The organism is Clostridium polynesiense (assembly GCF_000820705.1).
GTDB lineage: Bacteria > Bacillota > Clostridia > Clostridiales > Clostridiaceae > Clostridium_AA > Clostridium_AA polynesiense.
On sequence record NZ_CCXI01000125.1, the window covers coordinates 1 to 20844 of the forward strand.

A 20844-nucleotide genomic window follows, 5' to 3' on the forward strand; every position below is an offset into this window, starting at 1 on the left:
GAAGTTATTTGTCACCTTTTTAAGACTTTATAATATACTATATTATAATTTATTCAAGTGGGATTGAGCATTTATGACCATAGCCTTCTTAACCCTTCTCATTTCCTCAGGGGGGTATTTATTTTATCTGCTTCAAAAATTAGACATGCAACGTAAATATATAATAACACTTAGCTCAGAAAATCAGAGGCTTAGAAAAATCTCTTTAAATACAAAGGAACTAAACAATATATCCATTGAAATATTAGACTTTTACTCTACAGAGGGAGTTATAAAATATGATACTAAATTATATTTTGCACCGGTGGATTGGTCTCCTTCCCTCTGCAGAATAAAAAAATCCACTAAAGTTACACTTCTTGAGAAGGCCAGGGTTGAGAGCAGAAATTGGTACCACATTGAAATCCCTTCCAGCAAACGTATAAATTCAAGGGGATGGGTAGTGAGCGAAGACATATTAACCGTAGAGGAAAAAAATCTCCTCCAGGAAAAATACAACAGAACATAAAATGAGTTTTGTCATACGAACATAATGTCAGGTGCCAGGCACCTGACAAGTGACAAATTATATAGATTTATATTTTAGTACCTTAATTATATAGGTTTATATCTTAGTACCCTCATGGAGTTTAATATGGCTATTAGGGCTACTCCCACGTCGGCGAATACTGCTGCCCACATAGTGGCTATTCCTAAGGCACCTAACAGAAGCACCAGGAACTTGACCCCAAGAGCAAAGATTATATTCTGCCAAACTATTTTGCGAGTATTTTTAGCAATCATCACAGCAGAGGCGATCTTTGATGGCTCGTCAGTCATTATTACTACATCGGCGGCTTCTATGGCAGCGTCTGATCCCAGACCTCCCATTGCTATTCCTATATCAGCTCTGGCAAGAACCGGAGCATCATTTATACCATCTCCTACAAAAACCACTTTTTTGTTAGGAGTTTTTCTGCTGTCTATAAATTCAAGCTTTTCTACCTTGTGCTGAGGAAGAAGTTCTGAATATACTTCATCCAAGCCAAGCTTCTCACCTATCTTAGTGCCTACCTTGCTGCTGTCTCCTGTAAGCATGACGGTTTTATTTATGCCAAGCTTTTTCAATTCCTTTATAGCTTGTTCAGCATCTTCTTTTATTTCATCTGAAATAACTATATATCCGGAGTATTTTTTATCCACTGCCAGATAAACTATTGTACCTGCTGCTTCTGCAGGGACAAAGCTTATATTCCCTCTATTCATAAGCTTACTGTTACCTGCAAAAATCTCTTTTCCGTCAACAAGTACTCTGGTACCATGTCCTGAAATTTCTTCATAATCTTTAAGTCTGGCTTTATCTACTTCCCGTCCATAAGCCTTTAATATTGAAGAAGCTATAGGATGGTTTGAATAAACTTCTGAAAAGGCTGCATACTGCAAAACTTCTTCCGATGTTAAATTATTTTCATTATGGATTTCTGTCACATTAAATACCCCTTTTGTCAGGGTTCCTGTTTTGTCAAACACTACTGTTTCTATAGAGTTTAATGCCTCAAGATAGTTACTTCCCTTTACTAAAATACCGTTTTTAGAAGCTCCCCCTATACCTCCAAAGAAGCCTAAAGGTATGGACACCACCAAAGCACAAGGACATGATATAACCAGGAATATAAGCGCTCTATATATCCACTGTGAAAATTCTGCTCCCGGTAAAATAAGCGGAGGAACTACAGCAAGAAGTAAAGCTGTAATAACCACTGCGGGGGTGTAGTATCTTGCAAATTTGGTGATAAAGTTTTCCGTAGGAGCTTTTCTGCTGCTTGCATTCTGAACTAAATCAAGTATTTTGCTTACTGTAGATTCACCGAAGGCTTTGCTTACCTTTATTCGGATTAAGCCGTTTTTATTTATAAAGCCTCCTAAAACCTGGCTACCTGCTTCAATTTCCCTGGGAACAGATTCCCCGGTTAAAGCGGAGGTATCAACCATGGAAAAGCCTTCTGTTACAGTACCATCTAAAGGCACCTTTTCACCGGGCTTAACAATGATAATATCTCCCACAGCTACCTCCTCAGGAGAAACTCTTTTTTCTTCATCCCCATCTAAAAGGTTAGCATAATCCGGTCTTATATCCATTAAATCCGCTATGGATCTTCTTGATCTGTTTACAGCCACATCCTGGAACAGTTCTCCAATCTGATAAAAAAGCATTACCGCTGCACCTTCAGGATATTCACCGATAGCAAAAGCACCAATGGTGGCAACGCTCATGAGGAAGTTTTCATCAAAGACCTGTCCTCTTAATATATTCCTAAATGCCTTTAAAACCACTTCTCCTCCAGCTAAAAGATAGCTTAGGAAAAACAGAAGCATCTCAATCCTCTCTGAAAAATTAAATATAATCGCTGTTCCGAACAATACAAAAGCTGCTGCAAATTGTATAAACTGATGTTTTAAATCCTCATTGCCATGACCATCAATATGGCTGTGGGCTTCTTTGGGACCATCTTTTTCAATACTCTTTACCACTACATCAGGTTCAAGCTTACTGATTATATCCTTAGATTCTCTTAAAACCCTCTCATACTCTTCATGAGAATCCAATGTAAAGGAAAGCTTTTTAGTAGCAAAGTTTACAACGGCCTCATTAACTCCTTCTATATTTTGAATTTTATTTTCTATTTTAGCTGCACAGTTTGCACAGTCTAAATTTTCTAATATAAATTCGTAGTTTTCCTTTGAACTGAAGTGATTGTTTGAATAATCGCTTTTAGTGTCTTTACTGCTGAATGTTCCCTTTTTATTATTTCTGTTAACTTTTGCACCTTCAACAGTAAGAACTCTTTTACTGTTTTCTGCCATAAATTCGTCCTCCTTTACTTCTCCTGAACATGAAGAAGTCCCTGATCAAATATGCTCATTATATGGTTATCGCTTAAGGAATAATAAACTATCTTGCCTTCCCTTCTGAACTTTACCAGGTTGGCCTGCTTCAGTACCCTCAGTTGATGAGATATAGCGGATTGAGTCATGGAAAGAGCTACTGCCAAATCACAAACACACATTTCCGCCTGAAACAAAGCTGATAATATTTTTACCCTTGTACTATCTCCAAAGACCTTAAAGAGTTCAGCCAAATCATATAAAAGTTCCTCTTTAGGCATCTTGTCAGTAACCTTATTAACAACATCCTCATGGATAACATTACATTTACAAAGTGCAATATTTTTTTCATCTGAAGATTTCATTAAACCACCCCTATTTATATCCTTAGAAATTATTTTTAAACTTATAAGTTTTCTCATTTTTTATTTTTAATAAGTACTATAAAAAATATAATATCAATGTACATATGTTCATATGAATAACTATTCATATGTTAGTATTATTATATGCTATAAAGTTTATTTTGGTCAAGCTTTCCCATAAATATTTAAAAATATTTTATATACATTTGTTTGATTTTATATTTTATTGTAAAAAAATAAGCCCCGAGAATAAAAGTTAATCTCGAAGCTTTATTGTTTTATATTACTGTCTGTATTCCCTTAATCCCCAAACCTGGTGAATCGGGCAGAGTTATCTTATAATCATTAAATACCGCTCCGCCAGTTACAGGATCTGCACTGCAAAGCACTGGTCCATCTAAATCCACTTTTGTTATTATGCTTTTCGCTGCAGCTAAGTGTACTGCTGCAGTAACGCTTACCTTTGCCTCCAGCATGCATCCTATCATACATTCCATTCCATAAAGCTCTGCCAGGGTGCATATTTTAAGAGCATTATTGAGACCTCCGGTTTTCATTAGCTTAATGTTTACATAGTCCGCAGCTCTAATCTGCATTATCTTTATGGCATCAGCAGTAGTAAACATGCTTTCATCCGCCATTACAGGGATTATTGAGTTATCAGCCACATATTTAAGACCATCTATATCATGAGCAGCTACAGGCTGTTCCACAAGCTCTACATTAAGCCCCGCATCCTCCATGCTCCTCAAAATTTTAACAGCTTCCTTAGGCTTCCAACCCTGGTTTGCATCTATTCTTAGCTTAACCTCATATCCTACCGCAGCTCTTATAGCCTTCATTCTGGCCAAGTCCAGCTCAGGTTCCTTCCCCACTTTGATTTTCAAGGTATCATAGCCTAAGACTATTGCTTCAAGACTGTCTTTTGCCATCTGTTCAGGTGAGTTTACACTGATGGTTATATCTGTTATTATTTCCTTCCTGTAGCCTCCCCAGATTTTATAAAGAGGTGCCTTAAGCATTTGGCCGTATAAATCGTGGAGAGCTATATCTACAGCAGCTTTGGCAGAGCTGTTCTTTACAATGGCCTTGTCCAAAATAAGCATAAGCTCTTCAAAGTTTTCTATACTCTTCCCTATAAGATGGGGCTTTATATAAACATTCACAGCTTCTACTATTGAGCCTTTCGTATCTCCGGTAATTACCGCTGTTGGGGGTGCCTCACCATATCCAATATTGCCTGTATCCGTTTCAATCTGCACAATAACATCCTCTACACTGTTTACAGTACGCAGTGCAGTTTTAAAAGGTTTTTTCAAAGGTACCGATATATGTCCGATTTTAATGTCAGTTATTTTCATTTAATTGCCTCCTCATTTTCCTGCTATAAATTCCCTGTAACCTCTTGATATTTTTTTACTGCATCCTTATATGCTACTATGATAGCCTTCTGTGAGGATCCAAAATATCTTCTTTTTACATCAATCTCTAGATTTTCGTCAAAGTTTCTCAGGGTTCGGCCTATAAAAAGGCTTTTTATAAATTCATCTGTAGTTCTTATGGTAAAAGAGCAGCTTACATCAATGATCTCTCCGGAATGCTCCTTTACAACAAATCCGATAAAAAAGGATAAATATCTCTTAGTTATAGCATTATCACTGGTAGTTCTTGAATTTCCTACTATATATAAAGTATCCTTATCGTACATTTCATCACCCTAATTACATAATGGATAAAATTTTCCCTACTAAAAGTCCTCCTCCGGTGCCAACTATATACCCCATTAAAGCCATAAGGACTCCAATAGGTACTAAAGCTTCGCTGTATGCACCTGCAAGTATAGGTGCTGAGGCTACTCCTCCGATGTTTGCTAGGCTTGCTACGCCTAAAGTAAATAAATCCAGCTTTAAAAGTTTTCCGATTAAACAGAGCAAAATAGCATGTATGCCTAATATGGAGAAGCCAGAAATTATATATATAGGTGCTTTTGTTAATTCTGCAAAATTAGCTCTTGAAGCTATAAGGGCTACGATGGTATAAAGCATGAGGTTTGATAACTGTGATGCTCCCGGTATTTTAGCAATAGGAGTCATGGCGCATATTATTCCTGCAGCGGTAACTATGAGAATTGTCCATGTAGTTCCCTGGAAAAAGGTAGACTTAGGAAGCATATTACCAAAGTATATTGCCAATGCAGATACAAACAAGCTTATACCTAATAATATTATTATATCAGAGAACTGTACTTCTTTTCTTAAGTCCTCATTCCCCTTAGAGAGCTCTGCTCCAATTTCGTCAATAACCTGTGTGTTAGCTTTTGTCCATTTGTTAAACTTAGGTGCAAGTGATACTGCCCATAGCAGGAACATTACCCACATGGAATAATTTATTGAATCCATTAATAAGGTATAGCCCAGCTTGGCATCAGGTATATCCAGTGCCCCCTGTACAGCTACCATATTACCTGTACCCCCAATCCAGCTTCCAGACAGTGCTGCAAAAGCTTTCCAGGTATCAGGTTCATAAAATCCTTTAAACATGATAAATGTAACTATGAATCCAATCATAATGGTAGCAGTAGCTGCAAAGAATCCAATTAACATCTTTGGTCCTAGCTTTACAATTTTTCTTAAGTCGCATCTTAAAAGCATTAAAAAGATCATAGCAGGAAGAAGGTTGTCTTTAAGACCTTTATAAACCGCTGTTATTTCTTTACTGCTGTTATCCCAGACACCAAAAGTAGAAAGCAGCATCGCCCCAAAATACAAAAGTACAATTGCAGGAACGTAAGTAAAAAACTTTCCTTTAGATTTTTTCTCTGCTAAAACTATCATCGCTGCAAAGAAAATTAAAAATGCTACATAAGTAAATCCCTTTGTGATCATCTTATAACCCCCTATTTTATTTTATATAAAATAAAAAAGCTCAAAAAGGACAGCCCAAAAGGACCACCTTTCTAAGCTTTGTTTACGTTAGATGATTTGCTGCACCCAGATAAACCAAGCAATAAAGTTTCTATATAATAGTTAATTTTACAGCAATATGTATACATTTTCAATAGAAGCACAAAAATTCTTTGGAACTATTTGACATTATTAATTTATAGGGGTATATTTTATTAAAATTATTATTTTCCCCAATAATTGTCCTTTTTCAAAAGAGAATAAACACAGATATCCACATAAACTTCATCCTTATGATTGTAATAATGTTCTCTTAAAACTCCATCCTTATGAAAGCCCTGTTTTTCCACAAGTTTTATGGAAGGGCGATTTCTTGAATCTATCATTGCTATTATCTTGTTCATTTGAATCTCCTGGAAAGCAAATTCACTCACCTTTCTGCTGCACTCCAATGCAATTCCTTTTCTCCAACAATCTCTTTTTATGGTATAGCCAACTTCAGTATTGTTAGAATAAAAGTCTATATTATATAATCCTATCTCCCCTGAAAATTCTCCAGTTTCTTTGTCTATAATCGCCCATCTAATGGCTTTTTTAGCTTCATACATAGCTTTGACCTTTTCAAAATACATGTCCACTTGCTTTTCTACATCTGTTACTTCCGTACCGCTTAAAGCCATGGCTTCTTCGTCACCCATTAATTCTATAAAATCATTTCTATAATTTAGGGATATTTCTTTTAAATAAAATCTATCTGTGATGAGTTCAGGAAAATTATTAAATACTTTGGTACTATCCATTACATTACCCCCTTTATACACTATTATACTCTTCAATGTGAAGGTATGATATAATAACTCTCCTTTTATACAGCAGTATCGGTATCTCATATCCTCCTGCTTCCACCTCTCACCTCTCACCCTTCATTTCCGACCTCCACCTCTCATATCCCACATCCGCCCTCCGACTTCTCACTTCCTCCATCGCCGCCTTAACCGCTTCATCTTCCATAAGATTGCTATTTCTCACTGCAGATACCTTTATATCAGGAACTGTTTTGTGCTCGAAATTGCAGGTTCCGTCAGAAGCTAACCCCATATCCTTAGAAAATCTTATTATATAGCCGCTGTTAGGAAGCATGCATAAGAGCGGATCGCTTCCTATACCATCACCTCCGGTGCTTTCCCCAATGAGTGTTGCAAAACCTGCTCCTTTAGCAAAGACAGCAAAAGCTTCAGAGGAGGAAAATACAGATTTATCAACAAGAAGGAATATCCTGCCCTTGAATCCAATGGAATCCTTAGGTGAAATAGTGTGGGAATCTCCATCAAAATACTTAAAATCCTTTTCCGCTTCTTCTGGAAGATTTTTAAGATTATATTTTTTTATATCATCTATAGGCAGTAAATGAGCATAATCAATACCAGAGTGAGCTTTTAAAAATTTTTCTGTAAACTCTCCTCCTCTATATAATCCATATAAGGTATTAGTTAAAGGTTTATTTATAAGCATAGGAACAAGATAATCTGTCCATAATTTAGTGGAGCCTCCTAAATTACCTCTAATATCTATTATTAATACTTTATAATTCTTAATGCTTTGTAAAAAAGGCCTAATGGTTTTCATATCCTCTTCAATATTGAAACCATTAAAGCTTTTTATAGCTAAATAAGCAGTTTTGTCCTTTTCTAATATCTCGGTACTGACATTATCAGCTTTTATCAAGTTATTTCCTGAAGATATGTGGCTATTCTCATTTTTTATAAGTACATACCTTTCTGTTGCTTTCTTATTCATCAACTCATCAACCCAAGGTTTATATACATCACCTAAGGAGGAGTATAATTGTATAAACATCGGATACATCTCCTTAGATAAAACATGTGTATGTCCATTATTCAAATCATTTAAAATCGTTTGTAAACTGCCTTCAAATCCTTCATCACCTAAATCTTCCTTTACAAGTTCAATATACTTTTCTTTATTAGACAGCCAATCTACACCGTGTAGCCTTTTGTTCACTTCAAAAAAGGGATAGTTTTCTTGAAGTATTTTATACATATATTCAAAATCCTCAATCTTCTCCGCTTCTGTAAGCTTACCGTCTGACGATGTTTCAGTAGTTTTATTCTCCGATGAATTCACCGTTTTTTTCGAAACAACGGTGCACCCAACAGATAAGATTAATAAAAAGGCTAAGATTAATAAATTAATACTCTTTTTCATAAAAGTTCTCCTTGACGTATAATTTATTTACATAATATTACTATTATACCATATTTATATATATATCGGTTTTCTTTTTATATCTAAAATCACTACATTTACAAGATTCAAAACGCTTCAATGAAAATTATTTTTTAACTAAAAGTTCTTATAATGATTTAATATATTATTAATAAATTTTTAGTGTATATAGCTTGACCCTTCATGTATCTTATGACACAATATAATAAAGAATAATCTTACTATTAGTAAGTTACTATCTAAATTAAAGTTATAAAGGTAACTTCTATAGTAAATTATTCATTTACTCTTTGAAAATAATGTTTTTATATAGGGTTAATATTGAAAATTATGAATACTTGTTCATTAAAAACAGAGTCCATATAGATAAACACAAGGCTTAATCATATGAAATGAATTAACAATCTGATTAAGCAGAAGTATTTAAATTATAAGGAGAGATAAATTATGTTAAGAAAAATACCTAATGAGACCATGGGACGCGGAAATCATGGATGGCTGAAAAGTGTTTTTCACTTTTCCTTTGCAGATTACTATAATCCTGAAAATATAAATTTTGGTGTGCTGAGAGTTTTAAATGACGATTTAGTAGAAGAAGGGACAGGTTTTGATATGCATCCTCACGATAATATGGAGATATTATCCTATGTTGTAGAGGGTGAGCTTACCCATGGAGACAGTATGGGAAACAAGAAAACCATCACTAGGGGAGATATTCAGTATATGAGCGCTGGTACAGGAGTCATTCACAGCGAGTTTAATAATGGGCAGGATAATCTGAGATTCCTGCAGATGTGGATTTACCCGGATAGGAAGAATCACATTCCTGATTACGGTGATCATCTCTTTAAATGGGAGGATAGAAAAAATAAATGGCTCCATATGGTGTCAGGAAAAGAAGGAACCGCTCCAATTAATATAAATCAGGATGCAAATGTATATGTTATAGAGCTTGATAAGGATAAAGAAATTTCATTTCCTGTAGATAATGACAGACAAGCATATCTGGTTCAGATAGAGGGTTCCTCTAAAATTAATAAGATTCAGCTTTTTGAAAGAGACGCTTTAGAAATAGTTGAAGAAGGAATAAACATAAGAGCCTCTGAAACCTCACATATACTTATAATTGAAATGGCAAAGTAAATTTAGTCTTATTCATTTTAGTTTGTCACTTTTCAGGTGCCTGGCACCTGAAAAGTGACAAATTTAATTTTTGGGATCCTTCCAAATATCATCTACCATCTCATAAGCTTTTTCTATAGCCTTTTCTATGGCAGCCTTTCTTTCCTCTTCTGTGGCTCCTGTGCCATCTACTAATAAATCTTCGAACTTTTTAATCCCCATAAAGTTCATTATATCTGCCACATAATTTAAACCTTTGTTCCACACTTTTTTTGCAATCCACGGAATCTTAGCCCCTGAGGACTGAATATAAAGCATTCCCCTTGGCTTATCATTAAGCAAGCCTTCAATTTTGTCCTCTGTAATAGTTATAGTCTTCCCGTCCATAACTATACAATCAATGTACTCCTTTAAAGGAGCAGGAAAGGAAAGACTCCACATAGGCGCAGCAATTACATATACATCCGCTTCCTTAAACTGCTCTGTTAGTTTGACTATCTGATGTACCTCCTCCTGCTGCTTGCTGTCTAACTTTTTAAAGTCCTCCTCCTTTATCATGCAGTTTCTCTTTTCAAAATACTCGTACTCAAGCCTTGGAATATGGCACTTATATAAATCCAGTTCCTCCACCTGAAAATCCTTATGCTTTTCAATAAACTTATTTACAAAGGCCCTTCCCACCGTCCTGCTGGCAGACATATTTTCCGGCTTTGAATTTACAGTAATGTACAAAAGCTTATTCAATAATATCACCCCTTATAAATAGTAAATTACTACTTACTATTCTTTACTATTTGGTGATATATTATTTATCAGCCCTAACTCCTCTGACTTCCGACCTCTCACTTCTCCCCTTTCTCTCCCTCTATCCTATTAAAAGCTTTTAATATAAGCATTTTATCCACTGCATTTATACCCTTCCACCAATTTTCGCTGATAGAAAATTCTTTTTCGTACATGCCCCATTTCCAAGGTATATCCCAAATACCCTCCTCATTTCTGGAGGCTATTATATGATCTAGCTCATAGTTCATAAGCTCTGAGTTTCTATTATAATATTCACTGTAAGGAGACTCTATAAACCGTGAAGGCATAGGTACATATTCTTTTTCCCATCTTTTCCTATCCTTTTCTATAATGCTTTCTACCCTATCCTGAAGTTTAACCTTAAATTCCTGAAAATTATTCAAAAGTTTAGCCCCACTCTTTTCAATGCATTCAGCAAGTCTTATATAACAAGGCAGACTATGCATATTTTCAGCTTCAGGAGATTTTATAAAAGCATCTATGGCTGCTTGTGCTATTTTCAATCCTTCGTTATATTCCCTACTGTCTTTTTTACTATAGCATAGTATAAATCCAGCCAAAGCTGCAGTGGGATTGTAACCCCAAATAGCCCTTTCTTCATCAGTATAAGTCCACCAAGGTGCATGAGGGTAATCATCATTAGAAGGTATTTCTGAATACCAAAAGCTTCCGGTAAAATATTTAGATTGGATTAAATACTTTAAGATACTTTTAACTATAGGATGATTTTCATCACAATCAATTTCATGGAGAATTTCGCAGGCACTCCAGGTTTGTATCGGCGCAGAATCAGGATTCCAGGAATCTGCCTCTAAAGCATGTCCAAATCCGCCATCTTCATTTTGATAGGCTTCTAATGCATTAATTACAGTTTCCTTACCTCCCTCTTCAAAATGATACTGCCATCTTGCCAAATCTACAGGTCTCGCATTTCTATAAATCCAGTTTCTCACTTCATTAAACTGAACTTGTGTCAATTTCATAATCTCTCCTCCTTTTTAAACTAAGTTTGTCACTTGTCAGGTGCCTGGCACCATTCCAATTTATTACATTTATCATTCTGCAAAACTCTAAATTCTCCTTCTTTTTAAACTTCTTCCCTATGACCACTCACTTCACGCCCATTACTTACGACTTTTAATCTCTCCCTTCACCATTTATTTCACCGACAAAAAAGGAAAATATATCCATATGTAGAATACTACATTATACGAAAAAACAAAATTATAAAAAGTACCCGGGGGAAAACTATGCTAAAAAACAAAAGGAACATTTTTATATTACTTGCTTTAGCCTTTATAATCTTAGAGATTTAATTAATTCCTTGAATGCAATGGTAAATGCTGAAGAAAAGGAAATGAAACTCACAGGTTTTAATTATGAAGAGCTGAATAAAATAAACATTATATGCGAGGATATTTCAAACATTCTATCCTCTTCACCGCAGGAGGATATTTTAAATAAGAATAAATGGATTGATATCCTTAAGCAAATAAGCAACGCTACCAAAAAACACACCAATTGATTCCCTAATATATTAATAAAGGTGGTTATTATGAAAAGATTACTGCTTACCTTGATTGGTATAATGATTTTAATTTTTACAGGCTGCAGCAGAGATATATCCTCAGAGCTCCCTAATTTAAAGGTAACCTGCGTGAATCAGGAGCTATCTGTGGTTCAAGGAGGTTACCAATGGACCGCTAAAAGATGGCTGTTCCATGAGGAATCTGTAATTGCAGATACTTCCACCCCTGATTATATTGGGGAAAATATGCAGGGTGATGAGGTTTCGCCTGGGGCTCATCTTATGCTTAATTTTTCAAAAAAACCTCAGAAGGTTACAATAACTCCCTGGGGAGAGAGCAAGGACAGGCAGTATGTCTCCACTAATGATTTAATAATTGTGCCAGAAGAAGCGGGTACATATATTTTTGAAATTGCTGGAGAATGGGTTGAAGGAAGAGTAACTTATACCATAAAAGTTATAGTTAGCAGTAAATAATATATTCTTACAATAAAAAGAGTCATTAAGCTCGAAGTTTAACCTTCCTTTCTTAATGACTCATTTAATTTCATTTTATTTCTCATAGATTAACGATATATAATTATCTTCTGAAGAAACACTAAAACTTATATCATCTTCATATTTAAAAGCTGCTGTACCATTTTTATAACTTTCTTCATTAAAGGTTATCCCATATCCATTATTTGAAGGATAGCCATATACATAGCATACAACCTTTCCTTTATTCATAAAAAGGATTTGGTTCATTCCTTCATTCACCGTTTCCTTCACCCCACTCCATCTATACCCAATAGCATTATGAATATCTTCTCTGCTCATATATGGAGCAAAGGAATAAACCTCATCCCACTTAAAGGGTGTTAATTCAGAAAGCTTTACAGTTTCAACAGATTTATCTATTTCTAAAATCCTGGTTTTCAGAAGTCTTTCATTTTCAGCACTTATATTTTTCTTAAAAGGATTTAAATAAAGTACAGCTGCAGCTATAGCTGCAATAAGAACTGCTGCTAAAAGTGTTTTTTTAGTTTTCATAAGATATCCTCCGGATAATTTTTATTAACTTCTATAATTTCCCAAGTGACTGGCACCTGACAAGTGACATTATTTAAATACCTTATCATATATCTTATTTAACAGATCCTTTTCACTTAAATCGTTGTCCCAATTTGTAACTTTAATGAGTTTATTAGATGAAACCATAAGATATGTATTTTTAAGTTTACTTACATATACTTTTATGTCCTTAGGTAAATCAGTTTTCTGCTCAACATATTCAATATCATGTTTTTTCATTTTATTTATTTCTTTATTAAAGCTATACTTGATTGCCCATTGATATTTACTTTGAAATAATTCATAGGATAAATCGGATTTTTTTCCTATATCGCTGTAAAATAAGTTTGAAGCCAGAATACTATTATTTTCGTCTATATATAAACTATCTTCTGATTTACTTTCATCATTAAAATCCTTTAGGGATAAAATCGAATTTTCATTGTTTATTTTGCTATGGTTTATTTTACCTGAAGACCAACTTTCACTAAAAATCATTCTACTCATGAGAATAAAGCTAAATATGATAATAACAATATATCCTATAATATTAATTTTTCTTTTCTTCTTTTCTTTATAGGAAGTTCTGCTCACGAGAGACATCCATGAAAAGACTGCAAGGACTATTAATACATTTATTCCTAGTATTTTTAACATGATAGATTCACCGTTTATTATCATTAATAAAACTGTTAATATTGTTAATGCTAGCATCATAAAATAAATAGTTCTTTTAATTTTTATTCCTACTGAAAAATTATAGGAGACTTTTTCTTCTTTTTTTAAGCTGATTCTTGCTTTTGCTGCCCAAATAATAAAGTTAATAAGTCCAGTAATTTCATGAATAGTAAACAATATAACCATAAGTAATGAGAATAGATTTAAATTACTGGCTAAAAAACCAGCATTATAACTCCCCAGCGTTATCATATACTGGGAAAATAGCAGTAAAACTACAGTAAATAAATTTAATATTATGTATTTTAAAGAAGCTTTAAAAACACAGCTATATTTTTCTTTCTCATCAGTATAGATAGGCGTTGTGTCTGCCTCATTATCAGTACAATATACCTGTATTTTTTCTCTTTGACAAAGAAAATCCCAGCCTGCAGCTTTACAGTATTCTCTGTACTCTAGGGCACTATCGCTATTTTTACCATCAAAAAATGATATTCTGTCCATTATATCTACTGAGTACTTTAATTTTTGGGGTTTTATTCTCCTAAATTTTAAAGCAACACCTCTTATATTTTCTAATTTCCATCCCTTTAAAGCCATTTTCTCTAAATAGCTTTCTAAGTACTTATACTCATAAGGCACAAAGTTAAATAAAACCCACTTAGTATTTCCTATTATCATAAATTTGTCCCCCTAAAAATCTTTCTCCATCATCTACTAAAATCTTTAATCGCTCAAATTCTTTCTTTAATATTTCCATTCCCTTTTCAGTGATTATATAACTTCTTTTCCTCCCTATAACCTCTGTTTCTCTTATTATTTTTTCTTTTTCAAATTTACCAAGTAAAGCATATAATGTTCCTGGTCCTACTCTTATGCGCCCCTTGGAGATTTCTTCTACACTGGCCATAATATCTACTCCGCATCTTTCATTAAGCAGGGAAATTAAGATATAATACATGGGCTCAGTTAAATTTTGAAATTGCTCCCTTGCCATTTAATATCACTCCTTCTATCGATACTCGATATTAATGATAATTATAATATCGAGTATCGATAATGTCAATAATATGTTTATATTCACTTTCATATGCCGTAGCATTTGCTATAATCACCTATGTTAAGAGACCTCTTCTTCTCTTAGTCCATAATATACCCTTAAGCGGTTTTGACATTAAGGTTTATTGGAGTTATACTAATTATAAAGAATGTTAATTCTTTGAAAAACTTAATATCGCGGGATGGAGCAGCTGGTAGCTCGTTGGGCTCATAACCCAAAGGTCGTAGGTTCAAGTCCTGCTCCCGCAACCATAAAAACAAACCCTTACTATAATTGTAAGGGTTTATTTAATTAGTTTACTTAAGTGTTCATATAATAAAACTTCTTTTTTACATGTATATAAAATATAACAGCATTCATTCCAATAATTTTAATATAATGCCATTAATAGATAATAAAAAGCTGCTAGAAAATGCCAGTCGCCAGTCATCTTCAATTTATTTATATTTAGATAAACCAATTATATCTTTAATAAACTTTAAACCTGCTTCAAAAAATTCTACTATTTGCATTTTTTCACCTACACGTCTGGATATCTTTGAAAATATAATGCCTACTACTATAAAATAAGAAATAGCAAAGAATAAATTCATAAAATCTCTCCCTTTAAATTACAATGTACCCTTATACACACATATTTATATCAGATAAAAACGAAGGTTAATTTCTTTTGAAATGTATTTTTAAAAGATAGGATATGAATTTATAAAGTATAAATCCCCCTATAATTACCAATCCTATATTAATAATTATAAGGTTATTATTAATATTAATATGTAGTAAATTTTTATTAAATGACCGCACCTCAATATTAAAGATTTTAGATACAATTAAATTTAACAGGTAAAATCTATTAGGGTAAAGGATATATACTATACTAAATATTAGACTTGCGGATAATATAAATATATCCACAGTTGAGATATTTAGGTTTCTTTTTGGTAATGTATTATGATCATATTTTGCCATTAAAATCACGGATATTGATATAACAAGATAAATAATTATTTTATTAAAATTAAATACATATGAATTCCATACATTAAAAATCAGATTAGGTGCTAACTTACTATATATTATTGATAATAAGATCACTGAGATTTTTTCAGCTAAGAAGAATAAAAGGCATGTTATTGATACATTGGAAATTATATCCCTTTTAGATTCAAAATTCCTGGATGAATAGTCATAATTGATGTATAGAATAAAAGAGATTATTAGGAAATACGATATGTCATAGGTTATTGAGGAATATTTATATCCTTTAAACAAAGAAATATTAATAGCCATCAATATCAAATAAATAAGTATTAGAGCCATATTAAAGTTTAAAATATATTTTATATTTAATCCGGTTAGTTTTCTGCTTACAGTAAAACTCCTTATTTCACTTAAGAAGTCAGAAGCATTAAAATTTTTAATAGCCATACTTATTGAATCTTTTTCTGGTATTCCTTGTTTTATATACTCATCTCTCATGCTGATTAAGTGCTCTACTATCTCATCTTCTAAATCCTTTTTTTCTGAAGAGTTAAGTGTAGCTTTTTTTAATAATTTATGTGTGTATCCTCTGAACTCACTCATCTTTTACCTCCATTAACTTATCTAATAAAATATTCAGATTTCTTACCCCTGAAACTTTTTCATCTAAATACTTTCTGCCTAAATCTGTTATGGTGTAATATTTTCTGTTTCGATCATCTTTAAGTCTCCAAAAGGATGTTATTAAAGCTTTATTTTCTAATCTTTTTAGAGATGCGTATAACGTACCTTCTCCAATTTCATAGGCATTATCACTTTCTTCTTTTATTATTTTACTAATTTCGTATCCATAGGATATTCTTGCTTTTAAAGCGGAAAGTATAATTACATCAATTGAACCTTTAAATATCTCTATATCCATAAATTACCTCCTAATACATTTACTATACTATAACACACCTCCCATTGCAATGTATATTTCAATACTATGTATGTTTTTTATTATTCCTAATTTTTAATGAGTTTCTAGATTTTCTACTGAATAAAAAACAGAAAGAATCAGCTCTTACACTAACTCTTCCTGTTTTTATCTGTATTAACAGCCCAATCCTCGCAGTTCCAAATATCCGTTGCAACCTTTCTGTAGAATTCAGGTTCATGGGAAACTATAAGTATGGATCCTTTATAGGATTTTAAGGCTCTGGCTAATTCCTCCTTAGCATCACGGTCTAAGTGATTGGTAGGCTCATCTAAAATCAGTATATTTGTTTCTTTATTTATCAGCTTGCATAGCCTGACCTTTGCCTGCTCTCCTCCGCTTAAGCTGCTTAGTCTGCTTTCAATATGCTCTTTTGTTAACCCGCATCTTGCAAGCTTAGTTCTTATTTGAGTTTGATTATCCTTGGGAAACTCATTCCATAATTCTTGTATTACGGAAGTGTCCTTTCCCTCCTCCTTCATCTCCTGCTCAAAATAACCTATCTGCTGAAATTGTCCAAGCCTTACTTCCCCCATGAAGGGCTCCAGTATTCCTATTATACTTTTCAAAAGGGTAGTTTTACCTATACCATTAGCACCGATTAAAGCTATTTTTTCTCCTCTTCTCATCTTTAGATTCAGAGGTTTGCTTAAAGGCTTATCATAGCCTACTATGAGATTTTTCGTTTCAAATATTATACTTCCGGAGGGTTTTCCTTCAATAAAATCAAAATGCGGTTTAGGCTTAGACTTAACTATTTCTATCCTTTTCATCTTTTCCAGCCTTTTTTCTCTGGAGGCGGCCATGGCTGTAGTGGATGCCCTGGCTTTATTTTTCCTTACATAATCCTCCAGCCTTGCGATTTCCTTCTGCTGATTGATATAATCCAACTTTAATTGTGTCTTTCTTTCCTCATAGAGCTTTAGGAATTTTTCATAGTTGCCTACATATCTGGTAAGCTTCCTATTCTCCAAATGATAAACTACGTCTATTACGCTGTTTAAAAAAATGTTATCGTGAGATATTACTATAAAGGCGTTTTTATAATTTGAGAGATATTCTTTTAACCATGTTATATTTTCTTCATCCAAATGATTTGTAGGCTCATCTAAAAGAAGTATATCAGGCTTTTCCAAAAGAAGCTTTCCAAGTAGTACTTTGCTTCTTTCTCCTCCGCTTAATTTATGAGTTCCCTTATCTAACAAGCTTGTAAATCCTAATCCTGATGCAATTCCTTCTATTTTACTTTCTATAGAATAAAACTCATTTTGTTCTAAAGCTTCTTGAAGCTCTCCGGCTTTTTTAAGTGCAGCAACTAACTTATCTTCCTTTAAGTAAGCTATTTCCTTATATATGCTTTCCAGTGTATTTTCTATTTTATAAAGCTTAGAAAAGGCTCCTCTAAGATATTCTCTTACAGTATCCTCCTGCCTAAGCTGAACATTTTGGTCCACATAGCCTATGGCAACTCTGCTATTCCACTCTATCATTCCTGAATCAGGGAGCAGATTTTTGGTGATAAGCTTTAAGAAGGTGGTTTTCCCCTCTCCATTACCCCCTGTTAATCCTATATGCTCTCCATTTAATAAATCGAAGGAAACATCATTAAATATTTCTCTATCTCCAAATCCGTGAGACAAATTTCTCACCTTTAATATGCTCATTTGTTATTCACCTCTTTTAACTGTTACCCTCCACTTTAAAGTATTGCCTCATAAGCATTAATATACAAGTGAATAAACTTTACAGAATTAAACTTGAGCAATAAGGAGCTGCATCCCTTGGACACAACTCCTTAAAAATGGAGATTTTAATCTCCTCTATCTCTATATAATCTTATTATTCTTCTTATGCTTGACTCACTTAAGAAATACAGCTCTGAAAGTTCCCTAACTGAATAGCCTTCAGTATACTTAAAATAAATATTCTTATTTCGATGTTCTAATTCCTTCAGTACTCCGCTGCTTTCTCCCCAAGTCTTCTTATTTTCAACTTTCCTGGGAATATATAAATATTCTCCATCTATATATTCCTGAATAACCTTAAGGATCTCCTTTGGAAGTATATCCTGTGCTTTTTCATATTTCATAAACCATTGCTCCTATCTATAATATTTTATAAATAGAGCACAACGATTAATAAAATATATACTACTTTTTCTATAATAGCTCTGTACAAGTTGTAATATATTTTACAATCATTGTGCAGAGCATACTACAATCACGTTTATTGTTCTCATAAATATCACCTCAAGATTATTATACCATGTTTTTGCTTACAAGCTGTAGGGGGATAATTTGTCACTTGTCAGGTGCCTGGCACCATTATTTTTGGCACCATTATTTTTTCTCAACAGGAATCCATATTTCGCTCTTGAAGTTAGCTGAGGATAAATCCTTATGCTCATTCCATAAAATTTCCGGACCTTCTGTCTGCTGATAATTTGAGGAGGGAAACCACTCGGAATATATTCTTCCCCAAACCTCCTGCAGAGCATCAGGAAAGCTTCCTACAGCTTCAAATACAGCCCAGGTTGAAGCAGCAACCTCAAGGTGAGTAAAATTGCTTGGGCATTCCTTAGTTGTTGCAGCACCTATATAATGATCAAGCTCTCCTTTTTCCTCCATTCTGCCTTCCGAAAAATTTGTTGAGGCGCTTATTAATCCAAAGGGCTCTACATTAGAAAGCTCTTTAAGCTTAAGAATCATCTCCTCTGTTAGCTTCTCCCACATAGAGGCAATCTCAGGATTCACCCCATTAAAAATTATAGGCACTCTTTTCTTCATACCAACTATACGAAAGGCATCTTTTTCTACTATTCGGTAGTTCATTTCATTTCCTCCTTTTATGGATAATTGAAAGGTCATCCTTGGAAATGCTTTTAGCTGCTGACCATTAAATCTAGCCTCAGAGGGGGTTATTCCATGAAGGTTTTGAAAAGCTCTTGTAAAGGAATCCGGTGAATTGTATCCGTATTTAATTGCAACATCAATTACCTTTACATCACTGCTATTTAACTCAAAAGCTGCAAGAGTAAGCCTTCTTCGCCTTATATACTCCGACAGTGAAATCCCCGCAAGGAAAGAAAACATCCTTTGAAAATGATATTCCGAGCAGTAAGCCAGCCTGGCTACTTCTTTAAGATTAATGTAACCTTCAAGATTTTCTTCAACATAATTCAATGCTTCATTTATTCTTTTAAGCGAATCCATTTTATGACCTCCCTTCTTATGAATAGAATATCAGAAATCAAAACTGACCATCCGACTTTCCCTGTACGATTATGCAGGATAGTAAATTAATATAATTGTAAGTATTGACCTGTTTCAACTACCAAATAATTAAAGTCAGCTTACTCAATATACTTAACCATTCTCTGTTAATGTTCCTTGATGGAAGATTAATTTCCTAATTTCCATTTGTCAGTATAATTTTTCCATATAAATCTTCGAAGTGAATATTTTTTACTTTCATCTTGTTCATTATGCTTTATCAACTTATACATTGCTAATATACAATTATTTTCTAATTCTTTTATAGTAAAATCTCTAACTTCCCATATTAGTTCATCATTATCATCCACACTGTGAAACAAATCTCCTTTTTTATATTTATAAACAGTACCTGAACTAGTGAATTCAATAAAATCATCAGATATAATTTCTCTGAGCTTTGATGAAGACTTTCTTACTTCCGATTTTAACAATACAAATTCAGGATTATATATTCTTTTAATATTTAATTTATGCTTATCCATATCAACCATATTAATTCTCACTATAAAAATATAATATATAAAAAAGAACTAGCTTTTACACTAGCTCTTGCTACTATTATAATCTATTCCTCGATACATTAATCGAATTAATTCATAAATTGCTACAATGTTGTAGCAATGATATGTAATATATATTGAAGAAAAAGCATGATACTATATAAATATAAAGAAAAGCGCTTTTTTCTATATAAACGGAGGAAATAATTATGGACAATTTAACTATTAGACATAAAGATTTAATAAAAATGCTGTTAAATGAAGAGGATTATAAATCCATGAGCTATTATTCCAGTATTTTAAATGTTTCTCCAAGAACTTTATATAGTGATATTAATGCAATTAATTGCTTTATTAAAGACTTCCATATGGAAATTGATAGGAAACCAGGTCAAGGTATTAAGTTATCAGGCAATCTATCAGAAAAGATGGAACTATTACATTCTCTAAACTCTATGAATGAAAAAACACAAGAATTTTC

The 20844-nt window shown here is 33.4% G+C and carries 24 protein-coding genes and 1 tRNA gene; 6 read left to right on the plus strand and 19 right to left on the minus strand.

Features of this window, described 5'->3' with window-relative positions; genetic code table 11:
* Positions 1 to 145: 145 nt before the first annotated feature.
* Positions 146 to 508, plus strand: coding sequence for a hypothetical protein (locus TA89_RS12135; RefSeq protein ID WP_147590124.1), 363 nt, complete (start codon positions 146 to 148; stop codon positions 506 to 508).
* 86 nt (positions 509 to 594) lie between these two features.
* Here the strand turns inward: TA89_RS12135 and TA89_RS12140 are convergent, their stop codons facing one another.
* From TA89_RS12140 to TA89_RS12170, 7 genes are all read right to left on the minus strand, one after another.
* Complete coding sequence (locus TA89_RS12140) at positions 595 to 2844, minus strand: heavy metal translocating P-type ATPase (RefSeq protein WP_082023936.1); 2250 nt, start codon at positions 2842 to 2844, stop codon at positions 595 to 597.
* Positions 2845 to 2858: 14 nt separating this feature from the next.
* Positions 2859 to 3230 carry an ArsR/SmtB family transcription factor gene (locus TA89_RS12145; protein WP_040213712.1) on the minus strand — a complete coding sequence of 124 codons (372 nt, stop codon included), beginning with the start codon at positions 3228 to 3230 and terminating at the stop codon, positions 2859 to 2861.
* A gap of 278 nt (positions 3231 to 3508) precedes the next feature.
* The gene (locus TA89_RS12150; protein WP_040213713.1) at positions 3509 to 4591 is read right to left on the minus strand and encodes a dipeptide epimerase; all 1083 of its coding nucleotides are present in this window, start codon (positions 4589 to 4591) and stop codon (positions 3509 to 3511) included.
* 23 nt (positions 4592 to 4614) lie between these two features.
* Entirely contained in the window at positions 4615 to 4938 is a 324-nt protein-coding gene (locus TA89_RS12155; protein WP_040213715.1) for a DUF3870 domain-containing protein, read from the minus strand.
* Positions 4939 to 4951: 13 nt separating this feature from the next.
* On the minus strand, positions 4952 to 6115 hold the full coding sequence (locus TA89_RS12160; RefSeq protein WP_040213717.1) for a DUF819 family protein: 1164 nt from the start codon (positions 6113 to 6115) through the stop codon (positions 4952 to 4954).
* A 242-nt stretch (positions 6116 to 6357) separates the two neighbouring features.
* Complete coding sequence (locus TA89_RS12165; protein ID WP_040213742.1) at positions 6358 to 6933, minus strand: GNAT family N-acetyltransferase; 576 nt, start codon at positions 6931 to 6933, stop codon at positions 6358 to 6360.
* A gap of 109 nt (positions 6934 to 7042) precedes the next feature.
* Positions 7043 to 8359, minus strand: coding sequence for a S41 family peptidase (locus TA89_RS12170; protein ID WP_052447481.1), 1317 nt, complete (start codon positions 8357 to 8359; stop codon positions 7043 to 7045).
* Positions 8360 to 8827: 468 nt separating this feature from the next.
* Between TA89_RS12170 and TA89_RS12175 the strand changes: the two genes are divergently transcribed.
* Positions 8828 to 9523, plus strand: a complete 696-nt coding sequence (locus tag TA89_RS12175) for a pirin family protein (protein WP_040213719.1) — start codon at positions 8828 to 8830, stop codon at positions 9521 to 9523.
* A 63-nt stretch (positions 9524 to 9586) separates the two neighbouring features.
* Here the strand turns inward: TA89_RS12175 and TA89_RS12180 are convergent, their stop codons facing one another.
* The gene (locus TA89_RS12180) at positions 9587 to 10246 is read right to left on the minus strand and encodes an FMN-dependent NADH-azoreductase (RefSeq protein ID WP_040213720.1); all 660 of its coding nucleotides are present in this window, start codon (positions 10244 to 10246) and stop codon (positions 9587 to 9589) included.
* A gap of 98 nt (positions 10247 to 10344) precedes the next feature.
* On the minus strand, positions 10345 to 11292 hold the full coding sequence (locus tag TA89_RS12185; RefSeq protein ID WP_040213721.1) for a hypothetical protein: 948 nt from the start codon (positions 11290 to 11292) through the stop codon (positions 10345 to 10347).
* A 350-nt stretch (positions 11293 to 11642) separates the two neighbouring features.
* Between TA89_RS12185 and TA89_RS12190 the strand changes: the two genes are divergently transcribed.
* Together TA89_RS12190 and TA89_RS12195 are read left to right on the plus strand one after the other, a co-directional pair.
* Positions 11643 to 11834, plus strand: coding sequence for a hypothetical protein (locus TA89_RS12190; RefSeq protein ID WP_147590125.1), 192 nt, complete (start codon positions 11643 to 11645; stop codon positions 11832 to 11834).
* Positions 11835 to 11864: 30 nt separating this feature from the next.
* Complete coding sequence (locus TA89_RS12195) at positions 11865 to 12314, plus strand: hypothetical protein (RefSeq protein WP_040213726.1); 450 nt, start codon at positions 11865 to 11867, stop codon at positions 12312 to 12314.
* Between the two features lie 75 nt (positions 12315 to 12389).
* On the opposite strand, the gene TA89_RS12200 is transcribed toward TA89_RS12195, so the two are convergent.
* From TA89_RS12200 to TA89_RS12210, 3 genes are all read right to left on the minus strand, one after another.
* On the minus strand, positions 12390 to 12869 hold the full coding sequence (locus TA89_RS12200; protein ID WP_052447482.1) for a hypothetical protein: 480 nt from the start codon (positions 12867 to 12869) through the stop codon (positions 12390 to 12392).
* 69 nt (positions 12870 to 12938) lie between these two features.
* On the minus strand, positions 12939 to 14249 hold the full coding sequence (locus TA89_RS17780) for a DUF2812 domain-containing protein (protein WP_052447483.1): 1311 nt from the start codon (positions 14247 to 14249) through the stop codon (positions 12939 to 12941).
* Positions 14230 to 14565, minus strand: a complete 336-nt coding sequence (locus TA89_RS12210; protein ID WP_040213728.1) for a PadR family transcriptional regulator — start codon at positions 14563 to 14565, stop codon at positions 14230 to 14232. The genes TA89_RS17780 and TA89_RS12210 overlap by 20 nt, the downstream gene beginning before the upstream one ends.
* A 238-nt stretch (positions 14566 to 14803) precedes the next feature.
* Here TA89_RS12210 and TA89_RS12215 point away from each other — a divergent pair.
* A tRNA-Met gene (locus TA89_RS12215) sits at positions 14804 to 14879 on the plus strand.
* A 186-nt stretch (positions 14880 to 15065) separates the two neighbouring features.
* Here the strand turns inward: TA89_RS12215 and TA89_RS18325 are convergent.
* The 7 genes from TA89_RS18325 to TA89_RS12245 form a co-directional block, all read right to left on the minus strand.
* On the minus strand, positions 15066 to 15221 hold the full coding sequence (locus TA89_RS18325) for a hypothetical protein (RefSeq protein WP_156120041.1): 156 nt from the start codon (positions 15219 to 15221) through the stop codon (positions 15066 to 15068).
* Positions 15222 to 15288: 67 nt separating this feature from the next.
* The gene (locus TA89_RS12220) at positions 15289 to 16212 is read right to left on the minus strand and encodes a hypothetical protein (protein ID WP_040213730.1); all 924 of its coding nucleotides are present in this window, start codon (positions 16210 to 16212) and stop codon (positions 15289 to 15291) included.
* Entirely contained in the window at positions 16205 to 16531 is a 327-nt protein-coding gene (locus TA89_RS12225; RefSeq protein ID WP_040213732.1) for a PadR family transcriptional regulator, read from the minus strand. Before TA89_RS12225 ends, TA89_RS12220 begins: the two co-directional genes overlap by 8 nt.
* 149 nt (positions 16532 to 16680) lie before the next feature.
* Positions 16681 to 18252, minus strand: coding sequence for an ABC-F family ATP-binding cassette domain-containing protein (locus TA89_RS12230; protein ID WP_040213733.1), 1572 nt, complete (start codon positions 18250 to 18252; stop codon positions 16681 to 16683).
* A 146-nt stretch (positions 18253 to 18398) separates the two neighbouring features.
* Complete coding sequence (locus tag TA89_RS12235) at positions 18399 to 18677, minus strand: CD3324 family protein (protein WP_040213734.1); 279 nt, start codon at positions 18675 to 18677, stop codon at positions 18399 to 18401.
* Between the two features lie 250 nt (positions 18678 to 18927).
* Positions 18928 to 19800, minus strand: coding sequence for an AraC family transcriptional regulator (locus TA89_RS12240; RefSeq protein WP_040213737.1), 873 nt, complete (start codon positions 19798 to 19800; stop codon positions 18928 to 18930).
* Positions 19801 to 19988: 188 nt separating this feature from the next.
* Positions 19989 to 20354 carry a DUF4440 domain-containing protein gene (locus TA89_RS12245; protein ID WP_242850137.1) on the minus strand — a complete coding sequence of 122 codons (366 nt, stop codon included), beginning with the start codon at positions 20352 to 20354 and terminating at the stop codon, positions 19989 to 19991.
* A 218-nt stretch (positions 20355 to 20572) separates the two neighbouring features.
* Between TA89_RS12245 and TA89_RS12250 the strand changes: the two genes are divergently transcribed.
* Positions 20573 to 20844 (plus strand): helix-turn-helix domain-containing protein (locus tag TA89_RS12250; protein WP_040213739.1); only part of this gene is annotated, 272 nt, incomplete at its 3' end.

Coding starts and splice junctions, on each gene's coding strand:
- TA89_RS12135 (WP_147590124.1), top strand. CDS start 146: ATGCAACGTAAATATATAATAACACTTAGCTCAGAAAATCAGAGGCTT.
- TA89_RS12140 (WP_082023936.1), bottom strand. CDS start 2,844: ATGGCAGAAAACAGTAAAAGAGTTCTTACTGTTGAAGGTGCAAAAGTT.
- TA89_RS12145 (WP_040213712.1), bottom strand. CDS start 3,230: ATGAAATCTTCAGATGAAAAAAATATTGCACTTTGTAAATGTAATGTT.
- TA89_RS12150 (WP_040213713.1), bottom strand. CDS start 4,591: ATGAAAATAACTGACATTAAAATCGGACATATATCGGTACCTTTGAAA.
- TA89_RS12155 (WP_040213715.1), bottom strand. CDS start 4,938: ATGTACGATAAGGATACTTTATATATAGTAGGAAATTCAAGAACTACC.
- TA89_RS12160 (WP_040213717.1), bottom strand. CDS start 6,115: ATGATCACAAAGGGATTTACTTATGTAGCATTTTTAATTTTCTTTGCA.
- TA89_RS12165 (WP_040213742.1), bottom strand. CDS start 6,933: ATGGATAGTACCAAAGTATTTAATAATTTTCCTGAACTCATCACAGAT.
- TA89_RS12170 (WP_052447481.1), bottom strand. CDS start 8,359: ATGAAAAAGAGTATTAATTTATTAATCTTAGCCTTTTTATTAATCTTA.
- TA89_RS12175 (WP_040213719.1), top strand. CDS start 8,828: ATGTTAAGAAAAATACCTAATGAGACCATGGGACGCGGAAATCATGGA.
- TA89_RS12185 (WP_040213721.1), bottom strand. CDS start 11,292: ATGAAATTGACACAAGTTCAGTTTAATGAAGTGAGAAACTGGATTTAT.
- TA89_RS12190 (WP_147590125.1), top strand. CDS start 11,643: ATGGTAAATGCTGAAGAAAAGGAAATGAAACTCACAGGTTTTAATTAT.
- TA89_RS12195 (WP_040213726.1), top strand. CDS start 11,865: ATGAAAAGATTACTGCTTACCTTGATTGGTATAATGATTTTAATTTTT.
- TA89_RS12200 (WP_052447482.1), bottom strand. CDS start 12,869: ATGAAAACTAAAAAAACACTTTTAGCAGCAGTTCTTATTGCAGCTATA.
- TA89_RS17780 (WP_052447483.1), bottom strand. CDS start 14,249: ATGATAATAGGAAATACTAAGTGGGTTTTATTTAACTTTGTGCCTTAT.
- TA89_RS12210 (WP_040213728.1), bottom strand. CDS start 14,565: ATGGCAAGGGAGCAATTTCAAAATTTAACTGAGCCCATGTATTATATC.
- TA89_RS18325 (WP_156120041.1), bottom strand. CDS start 15,221: ATGAATTTATTCTTTGCTATTTCTTATTTTATAGTAGTAGGCATTATA.
- TA89_RS12220 (WP_040213730.1), bottom strand. CDS start 16,212: ATGAGTGAGTTCAGAGGATACACACATAAATTATTAAAAAAAGCTACA.
- TA89_RS12225 (WP_040213732.1), bottom strand. CDS start 16,531: ATGGATATAGAGATATTTAAAGGTTCAATTGATGTAATTATACTTTCC.
- TA89_RS12230 (WP_040213733.1), bottom strand. CDS start 18,252: ATGAGCATATTAAAGGTGAGAAATTTGTCTCACGGATTTGGAGATAGA.
- TA89_RS12235 (WP_040213734.1), bottom strand. CDS start 18,677: ATGAAATATGAAAAAGCACAGGATATACTTCCAAAGGAGATCCTTAAG.
- TA89_RS12240 (WP_040213737.1), bottom strand. CDS start 19,800: ATGGATTCGCTTAAAAGAATAAATGAAGCATTGAATTATGTTGAAGAA.
- TA89_RS12245 (WP_242850137.1), bottom strand. CDS start 20,354: ATGGTTGATATGGATAAGCATAAATTAAATATTAAAAGAATATATAAT.